Source organism: Polyangium sp. y55x31, assembly GCF_029946505.1.
Lineage (GTDB): Bacteria > Myxococcota_A > Polyangia > Polyangiales > Polyangiaceae > Polyangium.
In genome coordinates this window covers 61,762-80,948 of the sequence record NZ_JARZHG010000035.1, presented here as the reverse complement: position 1 = coordinate 80,948, position 19,187 = coordinate 61,762, and the positions used below count along the sequence as shown (strand labels likewise).

The following is a 19,187-nucleotide window of genomic DNA, read 5'->3' as shown; positions in this document are numbered from 1 at the left end:
GCCTCGGGGCGCCTCACCTCCTCGTGCGGCGGCGTCTGGCTATCGCCACCCGCACCAGTGCACGCGCTCCCCATCGCGTGAGCACGCATTCCGCTGCGACATGATGAATGGTGCCGAGAGCCGCGAGGACCAGGCCAGGGGCGCTGATGGTGATGCACCTGTTGTTTCCAATCGGGGCGCTCACGCCGAACGATGGCGGAACATCACTCTCCACGTCGCCGGCGTGTCCGTGGAGAACCAGGTAGGCGGTCAAAATCCATTGGAGCACGGAGAGCAGGATGCCGATCCCGATCAGCACGCTGCCCATCCAGGCGAGGGCCCCCGCTCGAGCGCATCGGGTCGCCATCGAACTACCTCCTGCCCGAATGAAAATCCGCCGCGAGAGCACGGGGAGCGAGCCACCACGCACCCGAAACGCCGTCCAGGCAATCACATGTCGCAGGGGGCGACCGACGTCAAGCACGCCCCCGGTGAACGTCCTCCGTTGAATCGGGAGGATACGAGGCGTGCGGCGACGGCGCGGAAAGCAGGATCGACTCGATGACGCGCAATATGCCCCGGGCGCGAGGAAAATCTTGGCGCCTCGTCCAAAGATCGTATCATCCCCGCCACGATGTCGATGACGAAAGCCACGCTCCTCGCCGAGATCGAGCCCCTCACCAACAACGCGCGCATCCGCCGTGTCATCGATGTCGGACGGAAGGCGGCCCAGGGGGACGCGGACGCGCGAAGGACGCTCGACGAGCTTCACGGGAGCCCCGAGATCTACGAGCGCGTCCTCGCGCTCTGGTCCGTGTTCGGGAGCCGCGAGGGGACCTGGATTCTCGAGGGTCTCACCGACGCCTCGCGCACCGTCCGCCGCCGGGCGAGCCGCATGGTGGCCGTGTTCTGCGACGATACGCAGGCCATGCGCGCCCTCGACTCGATCGTCGAGAAGCGGATCCTCTGCCGCACCATCGCCGCGCTCGTGCGAAAAAGGCGCACGGCGCTCGTCGACGCATTCCTCGCGGCCCGCATGAAAAAGGGCCAGGAGCGGCTCGTCATCGACCTTCTGCCGTTCGGCACCGAGGCATTCATTTCCGGCTTCATGAAACACCTGGTCGAGGGCGGCGGCCCCATCGCCTGGTGGCGCTTGTGCTCACGGCATGCGAGGTTCGCCGCGGCCTGGTTCCTCGCGGATCTGCAGCGCAGCGACACTGTCCATCCCCGGCAGCGTCATCGCCTTTATGACGAGCTCCCGGGCCTCGCGAAGCGCGCGCCGGACGGCACGCTGAAGCTCGTGCAAGCGCTCCTCGACCGCGGCGAGCTGCCAGACCTGTTCCGACGGGCGCTCGGTCACCTCGTCCGCTCGCGCCCACGCGAGACCTTCGATCTCTTGAAGGCGCTCCACGAAAACGGAAGGCCCACGCACGCGCCGGGCGTGTTCGGCGTCGTCCGCTTCGACAAGGTCGCGAGACACCTCGGCCCCGAGCGTCTCGATTACCTCATTCGAAACGCATGGAGCACGCTCGGCGACGGCAAACAGGGCATTCGCTGGTTCCTCCGGCTCTCGACGGACGATCAGAAGGCCGTCCTCCGCGCGTTCGTCCAGGGAGGTCGCGGCGCGTTCGGCGCGTTCCTGTTCCGGTATTTCAAGGCCGAATCGGCCGAAGAGGAGAAGGTCCGCGAGCGGGCGTTCGATCGCTGGTCACGAGCGGCGCAGGGGACGGATGGGACGATCCCCGCGCACGTCCTCGATTGGCTCCCGCGGGACTTGCGGGAGCGCGAGGCGCGGCGCCACCTCGAACGGTGCCCGGCGCTGACCTCGAAACCCGAGCAACGTATCGTCTACGCGGGCCTCTTGTCCTTCGCCGAGGCAAAGCAGGTGCTCGCCCCATGGCTCGGACACCCCGAGGGAGAAGAACGCGCGCGGGCGCAATCGATCCTCATTTCGAGCGTACGCCACGACAAACCCGCGCTCGCCGACGCGATCGCCAACATCAAGGCGCGCAAGTTCGAGCAGGATCCGGTCCGGAAGAGCATGATCGAGGCGCTGGGCGCGCTTCGTGTGGCCACGTTCGGTCCCGAGCATTTGGATGCCGTCGGCGCCGTCGTGCAGGACGCCCTCGACGCCGCGGATCTCTCCTCGGCCACCGCGTCCGCCGTCGAACGCCTCGTCATGCGCTTGTTCCGCGTCGACGGCGCCTGGGGCGCGCAATGGATCACGCGGCTGTTTGCCGTGCGTGGATCGGTCTCCACGTGGGGGCTCGGGGACGGGCTCACGAAAAAGGACGCCGAGCGGCTCTCCCCTGCCCTCGCCCAGCTCGCCGCAGGCTGGGCCACGCAGGAGCGCGCGGGCGCCGTCATTTCGCTTGCGCAGAGCCTCGGCGTGCGGCTCGGCGTCGTGACGCCGCTCCTCGACGCATTGGAGAGGCTCGCGCGCGAGCTGCCCTTCGCGGGTGTCGCCGCGGCGGCCCTGGGATTGCTCGACGAGCACGATCGACGCCGCTTCACGCGCCTCGTCCCCGAGCTTCTCCGCGAAGACGAGAGTTTTGTACTCCTTCCTTTGGTCGCCCGGTACGTGAGCCTCCGCCGGCAGGATCTCCTGAGCCCCGCGCTTCTCTCGGCGCGACCCATGAAAGGCCGGTTCGCCACGGGACGCACGAGCTGGGTCATTCCGTTCGAGCTCGGCCACGGGCGGTGGACGGCGCTCCAGCAGCGCACGTATGCGAATGCGCTCGCGTCGATGTTGAAAGACGAGACGCGTGACGTTCCGACGCTCCGGTTCGCCATCACGACGCTCGTGCGGCTCGCGTTCGCGGAAGCGACGTCGATCCTGCCGTTCGCCTCGGATCCTCGCCAGCCCGTACGCGAAATGGCCATCCGCGGGCTCCCGTGGCTCGACGCGCGCCAGGGTGTTCCCGTGCTCATCGAGGCGCTCGGCGATGATCGGGCGCGGTGGGCGATTTATGCGCTCCGGAAGGTCTTTTCGGAGCTCAGGCACGCCGAGGTCCTGGCCGAGCTCCGCGCGGTCCCGATGACCAAGGTCACGGTCGCGAAGGAGGTCGTCCGGCTGCTCGGCGAATTGGGCGGCGATGACGCGTACCAGGACCTCTTGCGCCTCGACAAACCCGGGACGCATCGAGATGTGCGAATCGCGCTGCTCCGGGCGTTGTGGGATCACCTCGAAAAGCCCCAGACCTGGGCCGTCTTCGAGAAGGCCGTCCACGACCCGGACTGGATTGTCGCGTCGAAGCTGGCCGACATTCCGCTCGGCCGGCTCTCGACCGCGGCCGAGGAGCGGGTCGTCGAGCTGCTCGCGACGATCCTCGGGCGCGCGGAGCCGGAGGCGCGAATCGATCTCTTGAAGCGCGCAGCCTACTTGCCGCTGCGTGATTCGAATCGCTCGCTCTTCAAGCGGTTGCTCGAGCACCTCGGCGTTCCTTCGCACGACGAGGCCGCGCACGCGCTCGCGGCGGTCCTGCAGCGGATGTCGTCCTCGGAGGTGAGCTCCGTCTCGTGGCGATTGAAGGAGCTCTTGCCGAAAGGCCAGCACCTCCTCGCCTTCCTGCCCGTGATCTCATCGCGTCTCGGCCCGTATGCGTCGCACCTGCACGTGCAGGTCGCGACCCAGTTCGTCGCGGCGCTCGCGGAAAACCCCTGGACGACGCCGTATCATCTCTCCCTCGGTTCGCGCCTCTGGGACGCGAAGGAGCTCAGCGCCGCGCTGCTCGTGCTCTCGAAGCGGGATTGGCTCTACCACGAGACACTGGAGGCCGCGTTTGCCGCGGTGCAATCCTGCGTGCATCCAGGCCGCGTGGAGGAGGCGCTGCGGGAGCAATCCGACTGGAGGCTCCGCCGGATCGCGCTCGCCGCGCTCGTCCAGTCCGCGTCCCCCAAAAATGGGTGGACGGACGAGCGCCGCGTGCGGCTCGCCCATTACCAGAAAGACCCCGCGCCTGGCGTCGCGGGGCCCGCGCGGTTCGTGTTTCCGCCGTGATGGCTCCTCAGCGCCGCTTTTTCTTTCGAGGCGGCGGCGGAGGCAAGAAATACCACTCCGCGAGGATGTCGCGCAATCGACCGTCCTCGGGCAGATCCGTGGCGCCACCCTTGTCGAGGGCTCGGGTCAACACCTCGGCGAGCGGCAGGCGAAGGATCGTCACCTCCTCGAACGATTGGCTGGAGCGCCGCCCCCGCGGGAGAACCTCGATGGATTCGGGGCCATACGATTCCCCCTTCGCCTTGGGCGGCGGTGGAGGCTCGATCGCGTCGATCCGGCCGCGCACCAGGATCGTGTCGCGGTCGTGATACGTCCTCGCGAGGAACGTGCCGTCGGGCAGGTCGAGGAAACGCAGGACCTCCGTCGTGCGATCGTACGGCAAGGAGAAAACGACGTGATGGTGTTCTCCGGGCGGAAGGATCCGCCAGGGGTTCGTCTCGGGGAACAAGATCACCTCCTCGAACGTGTGGTAAATGGCCATGAAATCGGCCGGACCACTGAGCCCGTCCCAGGCGCGCGCGTCGCGGGCCCGCGCGGGGACGCATCGATGCCCGGCGCGGATGCGCTCGAGCAGCTCGCCGATCCCAGGGCTACTGCGACGCAGCGCCCAGCCGGAGATGGGCGCGAGGCGGCCGTCCGCGTCCTGCGAGACCGCGGTCACGCCGCCGTCGAGGGCGACGATGTGGCGCTCGTTCGTGAACAGGTCGACCACGTGGATCCGCACCGTCGACGGGGTGCCGAGCACCTCGCGGGCGCGAATGCCCGGACCTCGGTACCAATCGTCGTCGTCGTGGCCGCGTGGTTCGTCGAGGGGGAGATCCAGCAGGGAATTGCGCTGCGCTGCGCTGCCCAGCTCCACGGTGTACGGGTAGAGCCGCGCGATCCAGCCGGTGATCACGTCGCCGCCATACGCGTCGATCGGCTTGTAAATGCGGCGCCAGAACGCGAGGTCCGGCTGCCCCGAGGCCGCGCGCACGAACTCGTCGCAGATCGGCGCGAGGGAGCGCGTCCAGAACTCGAGGTCGAGCTCCGCGATCACGTCGATACGCTCGCGGATCCGCTTCCAGTCGGCGGGCGTGCCGAGCAGCGTGATCTCCGGAATGCCGCAGACGCACATGAGATAATAATCGAAATAGGGAGCATAGGCGTCGAGGAGGACGACCTGGCTCGCGATGAGATCAACCTCCGTGCTCGTGGAGAAATCGCATTCGAAGAGCCGCGCGCGCCCGGCGCCGACCTGATCCGCGACGCGGTCGCGGAAGGAATTGACGATCTTGATCCACGAAGCCGCGTCGGTCGGCATCGGTCCGTCCAAGGTAACCTCGATCCGCGCCGTGCCCGTGTGCCGGACGAGCCGCGATCGTAGCTGTTCCGCGTGGAGGCGGACGTGCTGCGCGACGCCCTGCGCGATGGTCAACCACACCACGTCGGGCGAAAGCACGAGCGGCCTGTGCTGCGCGAACGCAAGGTGGACGGCGCCGAGGAGCGCGTGCGTCCCGCCGTGGTCGACCACGGGAAGCTCCGGGTCTCCGCCGAAGGCCAGCGCATCGCCGTGGGTCTCGGCGAGCCTTCGCGTCGGCAGGGGCTCGGTCGCGCGGGGGACGTCGTCGACGAGGAAGGTCACGCTCATGGCGGGCATTCTACATCATCCCTCGGCCGGCGGGGGGCGGCCAAACTTGGCATCTCGGGCTCGAACGGGCATGGTGTCCGCATGCGGATCCTCGTTCTCGGCGGTACGGCGTTTCTCGGTCGAACGATCGTCACGGAGGCACTCGGGCGTGGCCACCACGTGACCACGTTCAACCGCGGACGAAGGTTCAGCGACCCGCCCGGCGTGGAGGTGATTCGCGGGGACCGGACCGAGCGGGCCGATCTCGAACGATTGCGGGCCGGGCGCTGGGACGCGGTGGTGGATACGAGCGGCTACGTGCCGCGTGTGGTCGGCCAGGCCGCGGCCGTGCTGCGCGAGGTCGCCCCCATGTATGCGTTTGCCTCGTCAGCGTCGGTCTACGTCGATCGGCCGCGGCTCCCGGTCGACGATACGAGCCGTGTGTACGATTGCGCGCCGGATGCCGGACCCGACGACGGCGATTATGGGACGCTCAAGGCCGGGTGCGAGCGGGCCATCGTCGAGCATTATGGCAATGCCGCGTTGCTCTTGCGCCTGGGCGTGATCGTTGGGCCGTACGAGGACGTCGGTCGGCTTCCGTGGTGGCTTTCGCGGATCGCGGCCGGCGGTGAGGTGCTCGCGCCGGGATCACCCGCGGTGTCGATGCAGCTCATCGACGCTCGTGACGTCGCGACATTGACCTTGGACCTCCTGGAACGCGGCGAAGGAGGCGCGCTGAACGTCGCCGGACCTCTGGGGCATCCGACGTTCGGTGCATTCCTTTCGGATTGCGCGAAGGTCACGGAGAGTTCGGCGAACCTCGTGTGGGTCGAAGATGATTTTCTCCTCGCGCACGACGTCGAGCCGTGGAGCGAGCTCCCGATCTGGGCGCCGATGAACACGGAATGCGGCGCCGCGTGGCAGATGGCCGGCCCGCGCGCCGAACGGCTCGGGCTCCGCTGTCGCCCGATGATCGAGACGATCGCGGACACGTGGGCGCTGATGCGCACAGGCTGGCAAGCAAAACCTCGGCCCGAGTTGCCCAAGCTCGGCATCGACGAAGGCAAGGAGCAACGAATCCTGGCCGCGTGGCGGGCGCGGGCGGGGGCGATGTGAAATTCGAGGCCGCGTGAGTCACCCGCTCGCGCACGCCGGCGAAGGTGCTCTTCAGGATCGAATTCGCCGGATGGCGTCGATCGCGCCATACCGCGGGCCCTCGGCCGTGTCGAGCGTCAGCTCTTCGAGGCGCCCCAGCGCAGGAGCCGCCCGGCTTCCCATCCGGCCGAGCGCGAAGGTGGCCCAGTAACGAACGAAGGGGTTTTCGTCGGAAAGGCAGCCGATGACGGCATCGAGCGCCGGGAGAGCGGCTTCTTCGAATTGGCCGAGCGTTTCGAGCGCGCGCCTGCGCACGTCCCCGCTCGGATCCGTGAGCGCGCGGGTGAGGGCCGGGACCGCGACGTGCTCGTCGTAGGCGGCGAGTTGTTCGGCGGCGATCGCTCGATCTTCCTCGCTCCCGTTTTTCAGCAAATCGATCCATCCCTCGGGATCGTCCGGCTCTGCTTCGACGGCCTCGACCACGATTCCGGAGGCCTCGACGCGCACGACGGCGAGGGGTTCGTCGTCCTCCCCGATGGCTTCGAGTTTGCCCATGAGGGACAAACCGCGGGGTGCGAGGACCTCGGCCAGGATGCGACGGAGCCATTCGACCTGCACCTCCCAGTCGAACGCTTGCTCGTTCACGAGCCCGCCGCCGATGGGCGTGAGTCTCCACGTCGAGGAGCGCCCTGGTTCGACGCCGGGCAAGGTCGCGATGGCGTCAACGGCGGCCCGGAGCGCGGGGACGAGCGCGGGATCGGGCGGCGGGTCGAGCGCGAGGAGGCCTTCGAGGCGAGATTCGTAACTCACGCCTCCCACTACCCTGGCCTCGGACCAAAAGAAAGGTCTCCACGCGCCGCGCCGCCGCAGCTACCTTGTATGCATGGTGTTCGGATCGATCTCGGCGCGCGTCGGTGGCCCCAAGGCCGCGCTGCTCGCGTTTTTCCTCGCCGCCTGCACCGCGCCGGCGCCCCCGCCGCCGGTGACCACGCCGCTGCCGGCCACCACGACGCCGCAGGCCACCACGGCGCCGCAGGCCTCTGCGAGCACGTCCACCGCAGCCGCGCCTTCCTCGCCGCCGCCGACGACGACGCCCGAGGACGACATGCCCTCCTCGTGGAACATGCCGCTGCCCGCGGGATTCACCGACATCGAAATGGATGGCGAGACGGCCTGCGGCGTGTTTCGGGTCGCGAACCTGCGCGAGGCGGGCCCGGGGAGCCTGGGGTTCGTCCGGATTCACGGCCCGAACGGGAAGGTCGTGTACGAGGCCCACGGCCGCACCGAGCGGGCCGGCACGGACGTCTTTCGCCAGACCCTCGGCGCCGATTATTGCGGCGACCTCACGGGCGACGGCGTCCCCGAGGTCGTGATGACCGAGAGCTCGATGGGCGCGCATTGCTGCTACACCTATTACGTCATCAGCCTCGTCTCCCCGCCGCGGCGGATCCTCATGTGGGAAAAGGGCGACGCCGCCACTGCGTTCGTCCCCGTGAAATACCGCCCCGGACCCGCCTGGCAGCTCCAGGGGTTTTACGTCTTCTGGCCGCCCTTCAATCCCGACGCGGGGGATCCGGCCCTCTCGTATCCCGCGGCGCCCATCATTCCGGCCGTGCTCTCGCTCGTGAACGGGGCGTATGCCCTCACCTCGCTCTCGTTTCCGGAGGCCTATCGCAAGGATCGCGACGAGCTGCGGGCCCGGTGCAGCAAGAGCGACGAGATGCCGCAGGATCTGTGTGATCTCTTCACCTGGGTGGATGCGGTGGCCATCGGCGACTGGGATGCGGAGCGCGACAAGGTGAAGGACCTCGAGTTACGAAAGACGCTCGATCAGCGTGCAGCGGCGACACGCGCGAAGCTCTTGAAGGAGCTGGGATCCCTCGAACAGCCGCGATAGCCTGCGCGGTTGGCCGTTGCAAACGTTCCTTCCTCGATCCACGCTCGCCCGCCATGAGTTCCCTCCTCGTGCGCCCCGAGGTCCCGACCGACATCGCCGCCGTGCGCCACGTGAACGAATGCGCGTTCGGCCGTCCCGGCGAGGCGTCGCTCGTCGATGCGCTTCGCCGAGCCGAGGCCGTCACGCTTTCGCTCGTCGCGGAGCAAGACGGCTGCGTCGTCGGCCATGTCCTGTTTTCGCCCGTCGTGATCGACCGGGAAGATGGCCGCGAGGTCGCGCAAGGGCTCGCGCCGATGGCCGTGCTGCCCGCATGGCACCGAAAGGGCATTGGCAGCACGCTCGTGCGCGAGGGGCTCGAACGGCTGCGGGAGGCCGGGCACGGCGCGGTCGTCGTGCTCGGCCATCCCGCGTATTATCCTCGTTTCGGATTCGAGCCCGCCGCGCGATTCGGGTTGCGCTGGGAGGTGCCGGGGCACGACGAGGCGTTCATGGCCCTTTCGCTACGTGAGGGCTTCCTCGGCACGCGGCCCGGCGTGGTCCGCTACCGGCCCGAGTTCGGCGCCGTTTGAGGCTCGATCTGCAAGGCCCTCGCGGCGGACGTGTCGTGGGTCAATGCATCTTGTAGGCGCGGCCGGTGGAGAGCGAATCTTTCGCGTAGAGATAAAGGACACCCTCGGCCCCGTCGTAGCCCATCGCGTCGTCGCTGTGGCCGGAGATGCTCTTCATGAGGACACCCGCGTCGAGCGCGTCGCCGCCGGGATCAATCACGACACGAATGTCGCCCCACTCGTCCCGGGCGTAGAGGTGTGCGGCGTTCTGCACGTCGTCGAGCACCACGGTCGTGCGGGTGTTCGCGACGCCGAGATAATCCCGGAGGTGCGCAATCTTCGTGGGCGGGGCCGCGAGGTCCGCGCGCGCGAGTCGATAGACGCCGTATCCGCCGGCGCCCACCGCGGCGACGTAGAAATGCTGTGCATCGACGGCGAGCCCCGTCGCGAGGTGGAGCTGGGTCGTCGAGCCGATGATCTGCGCCTGTGCCGGCGCGGCGGGGGAGAGAGCGTAAAACTCGACCTGGCCTGGGTCGACGCCATCGGAGCCCCTCGTGACGTAGAACAAGGTGGTCCCATCGGTGGCCATTGCCAGGGAGGGAGAGTTCGGGGCGTAATTGGGCGAGAGGTCCCAGGCGGTCGGCCCCCAGGTGTTCGTCGGGACGTCATGAATCCGCCAGATCCAGTTCTGGGTGCTGCCTGCGGTGCTGAGCGAGAACAACGAATCCCCGAAGAGAAGAAGGTCGTCGCCGAGGTGCGCCGTGGTGAGGCCGTTTGCCGTGCCATAAACGGTCGCCATCGTGTTTCCGCTCTTCGGGAACACGAAGACCCGCGTCGGCGTGCCCATGTAGACGTGGGTCGCGCTGAAGGTCATCGAGCGCGCGGACGCGGCGCCGGAAGAAAACGTGACGCCGAGATCCGTCAGGTCACCGACGAGCCCGTGATAGGGTCGATCTTCAATCGTCAAGCACGTGATGGGCGTGGGCGTCGCGACGGCCACGTGGTAGGTCTTTCCGGGCTTCGAGACCGTGGCGAGCGGCCCGTCCGTCGGGGGCGCGGCGCATTCGATGAGCTCGCCGTTTTCGTCGAAGAGCGCCACGGGGCCCTCCGCGTCCGCGGTGACCACGAGCAGTTTGTCCGCGGCGACGTGGCTGTACCAATGGACTGCGCCCTCGGGCGGGAAGCAGCTCGGGACATGCAGGCGCGCCTCCGATCCGTACGACATCGGGCATGCAGGGAGAGGTTCGGCGGTCTCGATGCTCTCCCCCACGCCTGCCGCCGTCACCTGGCAATTGGCGTCGCAGCTCGCGCCCCCGTCGCATGGTTCGCTGCCCTGGAGCAAACCATCGCCGCAGACCGTGGCCTCGATGAGGAGCGTATAGGCCGGGATGACGCCGTCATTGGGGTATCGTTCGACACGCAGGACATAGGTGCCTGCGGGAAGGCCAATGGCCGCGGGATCCTTGGCTCCTCCTTCGTCGCCGATCCCATCGATGCGCGAGCAACCGCCGATCCCGCCGTCGTCGCTCCAGGAGATCTGCGTCTGCCCGTCGGCCGCATAAAGCCGAATGAGCGTGTCGAGGGGGTGCCTGCACGAACCTGGCCCCGCGCCGTCGAACGTCTCGATGTGCACGTCGCCGGTCGTCGGCAGCGTGAAGACGTACTCGTCGACCTCGCCGGCGGCCGAGATGCTCCCGCAGACGAGCTGGCCGAGCGGCACATTGCTTTTGTAGACATCCTCGTCGTAGGCGCAGCATGCGCTCGGCTCGCCCTCGCCGCATACGAAGCCGGGTTCGACCTCGCAGGTGGCGTCGCAGCCGTCGCCGTTCACCGTGTTTCCGTCATCGCACGCCTCCACCGAGGCGCGCAGGCCATCGCCGCAGACGGTCACGCAAATGCTCGGGGAGCCCGTGCAGGCATATGCATGCTCCACCATGCACCACTGCGGGTCGCAGCCATCACCGTAGGCCGTGTTGCCGTCATCGCACGACTCGTCGTCGCCGACGATTCCGTCGCCACAAACGTTCGGGTTGCCCCCTGCCCCGCCCGCGCCTCCCATGGCGCCGTCACCGCCGCCTGCGCCGCCCGTTCCAACACCACCCTCACCGCCCGAGCCGCCAATTCCAGCACCAACTGCGTCGCCGCCAGTGCCTCCGGTCCCCGTCGAGCTCGCGCCGCCGCCTGCTCCTGGGTCCGGCGGCGGTGACGTGGGCACCTCGCATCCCCTCGATCCTCCGAGCCCCGTCAACACGAGCGCAAGAAAACCATCACGCAAAAGCATATCGCCTCCTCTCGACGAAACGGTCGATGAAGCGGCAACGAGCACGCAGCGTGCCAGGCCCGCGGCAGCGACGTCGGCCGCCCCGCTCGGCCTCGCGCACCATTTCGATGGCCGTTGACCGCGACGCGAAAACGGTGGTAGAGGCGCGATGCGCGAGGGGTCAGGGTTCGTTCGGTCCCTGGGCCGGCGCAAGGCCAGCGAGGAGCAGGGGCATCCGTGGGAACGAGAGCGAGGCGGACCTTTCGGTCGTGGGTATTCGTGGGCTTTGCAGGGCTGCTCGTCCTGACGGCATGTGGGGGTGACGAGGGGCCGTCCACATCGTCGCGCGGAGAAAGCACTTCTTCGAGCAGCAGCAATGGCTCGGGCGGCGATGCGGGCAGCGGGGGTGATGCGGGCAGCGGGGGCGATGCGGGCTCCGGCGGCGGCGGGATGGGCGGCGCGGGCGGCAGCGGCGGCATCGGCGGAGCCGGTGGCGCAGGCGGGGCCGGTGGCGCTGGCGGAGCCGGTGGCGCTGGCGGCAGCGGTGGCGCTGGCGGTAGCGGCGGCGCAGGCGGCAGCGGTGGCGCTGGCGGAGCCGGTGGCGCTGGCGGAGCCGGTGGCGCTGGCGGTATGGGCACCGGTGGCATGGGCGCCGGCGGTATGGGCGCTGGTGGCATGGGTGGAAACGGCGGCACCGGCGGCATGGGCGGCAACGGCGGCAGCGGCGGCATGGGCGGTGCCGGTGGCAACGGCGGCAGCGGCGGCGACGGTTGTGTCGTCGCGATGGGAGACGCATTCACCGTCGACATCCCCGTGGTCGACGTCCTCGTGAACGTCACGCTCGACGGCGCGCCGCTCGGCCCGGCAAACAGCAGCGACCTCGACGAAGGCTACATCAGCCTCCGCAACACCGAAACGGGCGAGGTCTTCAACCTCGGCGACACGTGGAACGACACGACGGACATGCCGACGTACCCCAAGGCCTTGCAGGTCGTCGCGGGCACATACGACGTGCTCTACGCCGTGCAGGACGACGGGCCGAACTGGCCGTCGAACACGAATGCCTTGATCCAGGCGGCATTGCCCCTGATGACGGACGGAGCCGTGACCGTCGACATCCCCGTGAGCAATGTGACGTTAGGCGTGACGCTCGACGGCGCGGTGCTCAGCGCGGCGAACAGCGGCGATCTCGACGAAGGCAACATCAGCCTACGCAGCAGCACGACAGGCGAGACCTTCAGCCTCGGTGATACGTGGAACGATACGACGGACATGCCGACGTATCCGAAGACTCTCCAGGTCGTATCGGGCACGTACGACGTGATGTATGCGGTGCAGGACGACGGGCCGAATTGGCCCTCGAATACGAATGCGCTGATCCAGGCGGCATTGCCATTGACGGGCGACGGACTCGTGACCGTCAACATCCCCGTGAGCAATGTAACGTTCGGCGTGACGCTCGACGGAGCGCCGCTCGGCCCGGCGAACAGCAGCGATCTCGACGAAGGCAACATCAGCCTGCGCAGCAGCACGACGGGCGAGACCTTCAGCCTCGGCGATACGTGGAACGATACGACGGACATGCCGACGTATCCGAAGACGCTACAGGTCGTGTCGGGCACGTACGACGTGATGTATGCGGTGCAGGACGACGGGCCGAACTGGCCCTCGAATACGAATGCGCTCATCCAGGCGGCATTGCCATTGACGGGCGACGGCCTCGTGACCGTCGACATCCCGGTGAGCAATGTGACGTTCGGCGTGACGCTCGACGGAGCGCCGCTCAGCGGGGCGAACAGCAGCGATCTCGACGAAGGCAACATCAGCCTGCGCAGCAGCACGACGGGCGAAACCTTCAGCCTCGGGGATACGTGGAACGATACGACGGACATGCCGACGTATCCGAAGACGCTGCAAGTCGTGTCGGGCACGTACGACGTGATGTATGCGGTGCAGGACGACGGGCCGAACTGGCCCTCGAACACGAATGCGTTGGTCAAAGCGGCACTGGCCCTGACCGGCGATGGACCGGTGACGGTCGACATTCCAGTCACCAACGTGACGTTCGGCGTGACGCTCGACGGCGCCGCGCTCAGCGCGGCAAACAGCAGCGATCTCGACGAAGGCAACATCAGCCTGCGCAGCAGCACGACGGGCGAGGTCTTCAACCTCGGCGACACGTGGAACGACACCACGGACATGCCGACGTATCCAAAGGCCCTGCAAGTGGTCTCGGGCAACTACGACGTGATGTACGCAGTGCAGGACGACGGGCCGAACTGGCCCTCGAACACGAACGCGCTCATCCAGAAAGGTCTCTCCTTGCTGAACGACGGCGCCGTCACGGTGAACATCCCCGTGTCGAACGTGGTCGTGCACCTGCTCCTCGACGGCGCGCCCATCACCACGTCGAACTCCGGAGACCTCGACGAGGGCAACATCCGTCTGCGCAGCATGGTCACAGGCGAAACCTTCAGCCTCGGCGATACGTGGAACGACACGACCGACATGTCGACATTCCCGAAGACGCTGCAGGTCGTCTCGGGGACCTACGAGGTGCTCTACAGCGTGCAAGACGACGGGCCAAAATGGCCCTCGAACACGAATGCCCTGATCATGTGCGTGGACATCCCTTGAGCCGCCGGGGTTTCACCCCGGACCCCGACCAGGGGTTGTCCACCCCTGGACCCGGACCAGCGCAAGCGCTGGACTCGGGGTCGATGAACTGCGCGATGCGCAGTTCATCGAACGGGCCGAGTCAAGACCGGCGACGACCCTGCCAGCCAAGACAGCGGCGCGGACGTTTCGATTGGCAACGCCGTCTTTGGTCTTGCCACCGGCCTGTGGGAAGAACTGCGCATCGCGCAGTTCTTCCCCAAATGGTCCAGCGCTTGCGCTGGTCCGGGTCGAGGGGCGGATAGCCCCCGCGGGGCCCGGGGCAGCGCCCCGGCTCCACGCCCCCCGATGAGACAACCCATGCTCAGGGTTTCGTCTCGCTCCCGCCGGAGATCATCCAGGGGACGCCGAAGCGGTCGGTCACCATGCCGAACGCCTCGCTCCAGAATGTCTTGCTCAGCGGCATTGCCACCTTGCCGCCTTCGGCCAGGGTGTCGAAGACTCGCCGAGCCTCGTCGGTGGATGCGAAGCCGAGCGACACCGAGAAGCCCTTGAAGCCCTCGTGTGGGTATTTCGGCACGGTGTCGGATGCGAGCAGCCGGCGGGCGCCGAGGGTGAGGCTTGCGTGCATGATGCGCCCGGCGCTGCCCTCGGGACATGGGGCCGGCCCCTCGTCGAACTTCATCATGAACTCGATCTTGCCGCCGAACGTGCGCTCGTAGAAGCGCATGGCCTCCGCGCAGTTGCCATCGAAGAAGAGGTAGGTTTCGAGCTCGTTCATCGGTGCCTCCGTGGGGTTTCTGGGGCTTGGACTGCCGGGGCGGCGAAGACTCATCGGTCGCCCGTGCATTTTTCCGGCGGCGGTCCGAGCCCGGCGGGGATGGATGCGCGTGGGCCTTGAAGTGCGGCGCGGGCGCCCTCATCATCGCGATCGTGCGCCGCATGCAACTCGTCGAGCTCGAGGATCTCCCTTGGATGCCCGCCGCCGTCCGCGACGGGGGCACCGATCTCCTCGATTTTGGCTTTGATCGCCTGGGGTTTTACCGCGGGGTCGTCCCGAAGCTCGAGGCGCTCCTCGATCGGACCGGCAAGACGCAGGTGATCGACGTGTGCTCGGGTGGCGGCGGCGGCGCGCTCTACGCGATCCGCGCGCTGCGTGATGCGGGGCGCGAGGACGTGCGGTTCGTCCTGACGGACCGGTATCCGAACGAGGCGGGCCGCGCGCGTGTTGCGGAGAGGAACGACTCCAGGCTCGTCTATCGCGAAGAGCCTGTCGACGCCCTCTCCGTCCCGTCCGAGCTCGACGGCGTGCGCACGATGTGGGGCGCGCTGCACCATTTCCCGCCCGAGGCTGTCACGGCGCTCGTTGCCTCCATCGTGCGCGACGGCAAGCCGCTCGGTTTTTTCGACGTCGCGGCCTCGCCCGCGCTGCGGCGGCTGCCGACCGTGCTCGCGCCGGTGGCGATGGGGGTCAACATGGCGACGTTGTTCGTCGGCTCGTTTGTCCTGGTCCCCTTCGTGCGCCCGCTGCGGGCGTCGCGCTGGGCGCTGACGTATCTCCTCCCGCTGATCCCGGCGCTCGTGGCTTGGGACGGCACGGTCTCCGCGATTCGCGCGTATGCGCCCGACGAGCTCCTTTCGATTGCGCGCTCCGTGCCCGGCGGCGACGCCTACGAATGGGACGCAGGCGTCGCGGGGTCGGCGCTGTATTTCACGGGATGCCCGCGCGCGGCGTGAGGCGCGGGCGGGCACGGGCGCTCTTCATTTCGATTTTGCGGCCTTGATCTCGATGACCCGGGGGCTTCTCGGGGCGTAACAGATGAGCTCGGGGTGCTCGTCCTTCATGTTCGCCTTGACGTGGGCGATGACGGCCTCGCCTTGCTCCTTGCTCTTCACCGTGACGCCGAGGCGCCGGCCGTCGTCGTAATACTCGACGAGCCCGATGTCGGCGACCGCGGGGAACGTGGAGAGCGCCTTCGAGGTCGTCGGATAGGTGTATTTCGCGTCGTTTTTCCAGGACACCTCGTACAGGTACACGAACGGCGTCGCGCAGTTGTCCTCCGTCTCGGCGTTTTGCGTCTCGCGCAGCCGCGACACGCCGCTGTACGACACCCAGATCGTCTCCTTTTCATCCATGGCGATCGTGCTGAACCGCATGGGCCGGGGGAAGTTCGCGATCGTCGTCCACTTGCCCTCGTCGAAGCGGACGATCGATCGGCCCGCGATGGCGTGGAGCTTGCCGCTCGGCGAGACGAAGAGGTTCTGGAGCGGTTTGTCCAGGGTCGGCAAGGCTTCGAATTTCCCGCCGTTGTAATGGAGCACCGGCTTCGATTCGATCCAGAGGTCGTCGCCCTTGCCGCGGAGGATCTTGGGGAAGTAGCCGAGCTCCTTGATCATGCTGCCGAGCTCGACGATGCGCGATTTGCCCGGTTGGTCCCAGACCTCCGCGGCCGGGCTCTTGTCCCGCTCGCAGAGGTTTCCGAGCGTCACGAGCGTGCCGGCCTCGGTCCCGGCGATGGCGCGGGGCGGGAGCGCGAGCGCCGCCTCATCGCCGCTCCAGGCCTTTCGCACCTCGTCCTCCTTGCAGCCGCCCTTCTCGGCGTCGAGGGGTTTCTGCACCCAGGTCGGCCCTCGAACCGTCTCGATGCGGTGGCCCCCGTCCCCGTCGTAGCCCACCACGAGCGTCGTCTTGCCGAGCCGCGTCGTGCCATTGATCCACCCGAGCCCGCCGCCCGGGCCGAACCTGCGCTCCACGCCTTTTCCGGTCAGCGGGAAGAGCGTGGGCATCAGCGCGCGGCCCTCGTTCGTCGTGTAAAGGACGTCGACGCCGTCCGGCCAGAAGCCGTGGACGGAGGAAATGCGGTTGCCGCCGAGGGACTGGTTGCCGTCCGGGATGCTGCCGATCCATTCGACGCGCTCTTCGACGATGCGGCCGACGCGCAGGCCCTCGGTGACGATGAGCGCGCCTTCGATGGCGAAGAGGTCCACCCACATGCCCTTCGTGCCCTCGAACGGCTCGGGGAAGAGCGTCGGAATCGTCGCTTTCGGCGGCTCGGCCGACGTGGCGCTCGCGCTCGCGCTCGGGGCGACGGGCGCGGCGCTCGGCGTGGCCGTGGCCTCTTTTTCGGGCGTCGGGGGCGATTTGGAGCAGGAGAGCGCGAGCGCGGCGAGGGCGGCGAGCGAGAGGATTCGAGGACGAAAGATCATTGTTTTTCCTGGCAAAAAGCGTTGATGGCGTCGACGAGCGGGTCCTCTTGCTTGACCGCCTTGTCGAGGTCGGCCTGCGCGGCGGTGATCGCGGCGGCGTCCTGCGCGTCCGCGGCCTTCGCCATGGCGCGCGCGGCCTTCGCGACGGCGACGGCCATGCCGCGATAATCGGCATTGAACTGGACGAGCTCGGGCACGGTGAGGCGGACGCCCGCCGCCTGCTGCGCCACGCGGTCCATCACATCGGCCATGCTGCCGAGCGCGCGCGCGCCCGTCGGATCGGTCGTCGCGTCCGGGCCCGGCGCCTTGTTGAGGTCCTCGACGCCCACGTTGATGACATCGATGAGCGCATTGCATTCGTCGACCTTCGTGCGGTGCTTGGCGTGCAAGGCGGCGCGATCGGCCGGCTTCGCGGCGACGAGCGTGCAGCCGATGTCGATCTTGGCTTCACACGCCTTCTGGAGGAGCGCGGTGGACGCGGCCTCGTCGCGCGGGCCGCCGCGACCCTCGGCGCGAAAGACGCCGAGCTCGAGGCACGCGCTCTCTTGCTGGCTATCGCACGCGCGGCGAAAAAGCTCGGCCGCGCGTGCGTCGTCGCGCGCCGCCCCCTTCCCCTCGGCGTAACTGATGCCCGCCTGCTCGCAGCCCATCGGCGCGCCCGCCTCGCAGCTCTCCAGGAAAAGCGCGAGTGCGCGCGTCGGATCCGGCGCGGCCGTCGTCCCCTTCTGGATGAGCTTGCCGAGCACCGTGCAGGCGTCGGGGGAGCGCGCGTCGCACGCCGCGGAGACGATCGCGTAGCCGCCCTGCTTGTCCGTCGCGATGCCTTCGCCTCGCACCATGACGAGCCCGAACGCCATGCAGGACTGCACGTCACCGGCGGCGCATGCACGCCGGTAGAGCGAGGCTGCTTTCTGCGCATCCTCGGGTACGCCCGCGCCCTTGTCGTACGCCGAGGCGAGGTGGATGCAGGCCGAGGGATCGGCGTCACAAGCGCGCCGCGCGACCGCGGCCCCTTCGTCGGGATCACGCGCGCCGCCCACGCCGTAGGCGAGGAGGGTGCCGAGCGTGCCGCAGCCGTGGGGGCTGCCTTCCTCGCAGCTCTGCTGTGCGAGGGCGCGGGCCCGAGGCGCGTCGATCGGGACGCCGAGGCCGTACGTATAGGCCACGCTCAGCCAGTTGCATCCGTCGGCGAGCCCCGCCATGCAGGCGCGCTGGAAGAGCGCCGCGGCGCGGGGTTGCTCCCGCCGCGCGCCGCGCCCGAGGACGAGTGCCTTTCCAAGGGAAAGACAAGCGCGTGGATCACCGGCGGCGCAGCCCTTCTCGCTCGTCTGCGCGGCCTTGACGAAGAGCTCCAAGGCGCGCTCCTGATCCGGCGTCACGGCGAGGCCGAAGATGAGCGCGGTGCCGAGCACGTCGCAGCTCGCGCCGTCGCCCTCGTCGCAGGCCCGCGCGAGCAGCGGGGCCCCGCGTTGCTCGTCGACGTCGGCGCCGATGCCGTGAAGAAGCATTCTCCCGAGATCACCACATCCTGCGGGATCGCCGCCGTCGCAGGCGCGGCGCGCGAGGGTCGCGGCTTGCACGGGGTCGGCGTCGAGCGCCCCGGAAAAACCGTACAGCATGAGCCGGGAGAGCTTCTGGCAGCCGCGTGCGCGGCCGCCGCTACACGCCTTGCCGAGCGCCTCCGACGCCGCACGGACCCGCGAAGGCCCGCGGTCGCGATCCTGCATCACGAGGTCGCCGAGACGCTCGCAGCAGGCCGCGTTTCCGCCGTCGCACGCAGCCTTGCACGCGCCCTCGGTCTTGGCCTCGCAGGCGCCCGCGGCGGTGCTCGTGGCCACCTTGGGCGCCGACTCCTGCGGCGCAGTTCCTCCACACGCGGCGGGCGCGAGCAGTGCGAGGCCGAGGAAAAGCGAAACGGCCGAGCGAGGCATAGGCTCCATCGGACAGGGGCGCCTGCATGTCTGTCAAGTGACATG

Annotated in this window: 12 protein-coding genes; 6 read left to right on the top strand and 6 right to left on the bottom strand. The window is 68.3% G+C overall.

The window, feature by feature from the left end; all coding sequences use genetic code 11:
- The first annotated feature begins 613 nt into the window (after positions 1 to 613).
- Positions 614 to 3,979 (top strand): hypothetical protein, encoded by a 3,366-nt coding sequence (locus QHF84_RS39275; protein ID WP_281318688.1) that lies wholly within the window; start codon positions 614 to 616, stop codon positions 3,977 to 3,979.
- A gap of 7 nt (positions 3,980 to 3,986) precedes the next feature.
- Here QHF84_RS39275 and QHF84_RS39270 read toward each other — a convergent pair whose 3' ends face one another.
- On the bottom strand, positions 3,987 to 5,609 hold the full coding sequence (locus QHF84_RS39270) for a DUF4419 domain-containing protein (RefSeq protein WP_281318687.1): 1,623 nt from the start codon (positions 5,607 to 5,609) through the stop codon (positions 3,987 to 3,989).
- Between the two features lie 81 nt (positions 5,610 to 5,690).
- Here QHF84_RS39270 and QHF84_RS39265 point away from each other — a divergent pair, with 81 nt between their 5' ends.
- On the top strand, positions 5,691 to 6,704 hold the full coding sequence (locus QHF84_RS39265) for an NAD-dependent epimerase/dehydratase family protein (RefSeq protein WP_281318686.1): 1,014 nt from the start codon (positions 5,691 to 5,693) through the stop codon (positions 6,702 to 6,704).
- Between the two features lie 51 nt (positions 6,705 to 6,755).
- Here the strand turns inward: QHF84_RS39265 and QHF84_RS39260 are convergent, their stop codons facing one another.
- A complete protein-coding gene (locus tag QHF84_RS39260) occupies positions 6,756 to 7,493 on the bottom strand; it encodes a HEAT repeat domain-containing protein (RefSeq protein WP_281318685.1) in 738 nt (245 codons plus the stop codon).
- A gap of 73 nt (positions 7,494 to 7,566) precedes the next feature.
- Here QHF84_RS39260 and QHF84_RS39255 point away from each other — a divergent pair, with 73 nt between their 5' ends.
- Both QHF84_RS39255 and QHF84_RS39250 read left to right on the top strand, forming a co-directional pair.
- A complete protein-coding gene (locus QHF84_RS39255; protein WP_281318684.1) occupies positions 7,567 to 8,580 on the top strand; it encodes a hypothetical protein in 1,014 nt (337 codons plus the stop codon).
- Between the two features lie 53 nt (positions 8,581 to 8,633).
- Positions 8,634 to 9,149 carry an N-acetyltransferase gene (locus QHF84_RS39250; RefSeq protein ID WP_281318683.1) on the top strand — a complete coding sequence of 172 codons (516 nt, stop codon included), beginning with the start codon at positions 8,634 to 8,636 and terminating at the stop codon, positions 9,147 to 9,149.
- A 40-nt stretch (positions 9,150 to 9,189) separates the two neighbouring features.
- Here the strand turns inward: QHF84_RS39250 and QHF84_RS39245 are convergent, their stop codons facing one another.
- Positions 9,190 to 11,409, bottom strand: a complete 2,220-nt coding sequence (locus tag QHF84_RS39245; protein WP_281318682.1) for a DVUA0089 family protein — start codon at positions 11,407 to 11,409, stop codon at positions 9,190 to 9,192.
- Between the two features lie 609 nt (positions 11,410 to 12,018).
- Between QHF84_RS39245 and QHF84_RS39240 the strand changes: the two genes are divergently transcribed.
- Complete coding sequence (locus tag QHF84_RS39240; RefSeq protein ID WP_281318681.1) at positions 12,019 to 14,025, top strand: hypothetical protein; 2,007 nt, start codon at positions 12,019 to 12,021, stop codon at positions 14,023 to 14,025.
- 343 nt (positions 14,026 to 14,368) lie between these two features.
- On the opposite strand, the gene QHF84_RS39235 is transcribed toward QHF84_RS39240, so the two are convergent.
- A complete protein-coding gene (locus tag QHF84_RS39235) occupies positions 14,369 to 14,785 on the bottom strand; it encodes a VOC family protein (RefSeq protein ID WP_281318680.1) in 417 nt (138 codons plus the stop codon).
- 116 nt (positions 14,786 to 14,901) lie between these two features.
- Here QHF84_RS39235 and QHF84_RS39230 point away from each other — a divergent pair, with 116 nt between their 5' ends.
- Positions 14,902 to 15,741, top strand: a complete 840-nt coding sequence (locus QHF84_RS39230) for a class I SAM-dependent methyltransferase (RefSeq protein ID WP_281318679.1) — start codon at positions 14,902 to 14,904, stop codon at positions 15,739 to 15,741.
- A gap of 24 nt (positions 15,742 to 15,765) precedes the next feature.
- Here QHF84_RS39230 and QHF84_RS39225 read toward each other — a convergent pair whose 3' ends face one another.
- Positions 15,766 to 17,211 carry a hypothetical protein gene (locus QHF84_RS39225; RefSeq protein ID WP_281318678.1) on the bottom strand — a complete coding sequence of 482 codons (1,446 nt, stop codon included), beginning with the start codon at positions 17,209 to 17,211 and terminating at the stop codon, positions 15,766 to 15,768.
- Positions 17,208 to 19,142, bottom strand: coding sequence for a tetratricopeptide repeat protein (locus QHF84_RS39220; protein WP_281318677.1), 1,935 nt, complete (start codon positions 19,140 to 19,142; stop codon positions 17,208 to 17,210). The genes QHF84_RS39225 and QHF84_RS39220 overlap by 4 nt, the downstream gene beginning before the upstream one ends.
- Positions 19,143 to 19,187 lie beyond the last annotated feature (45 nt).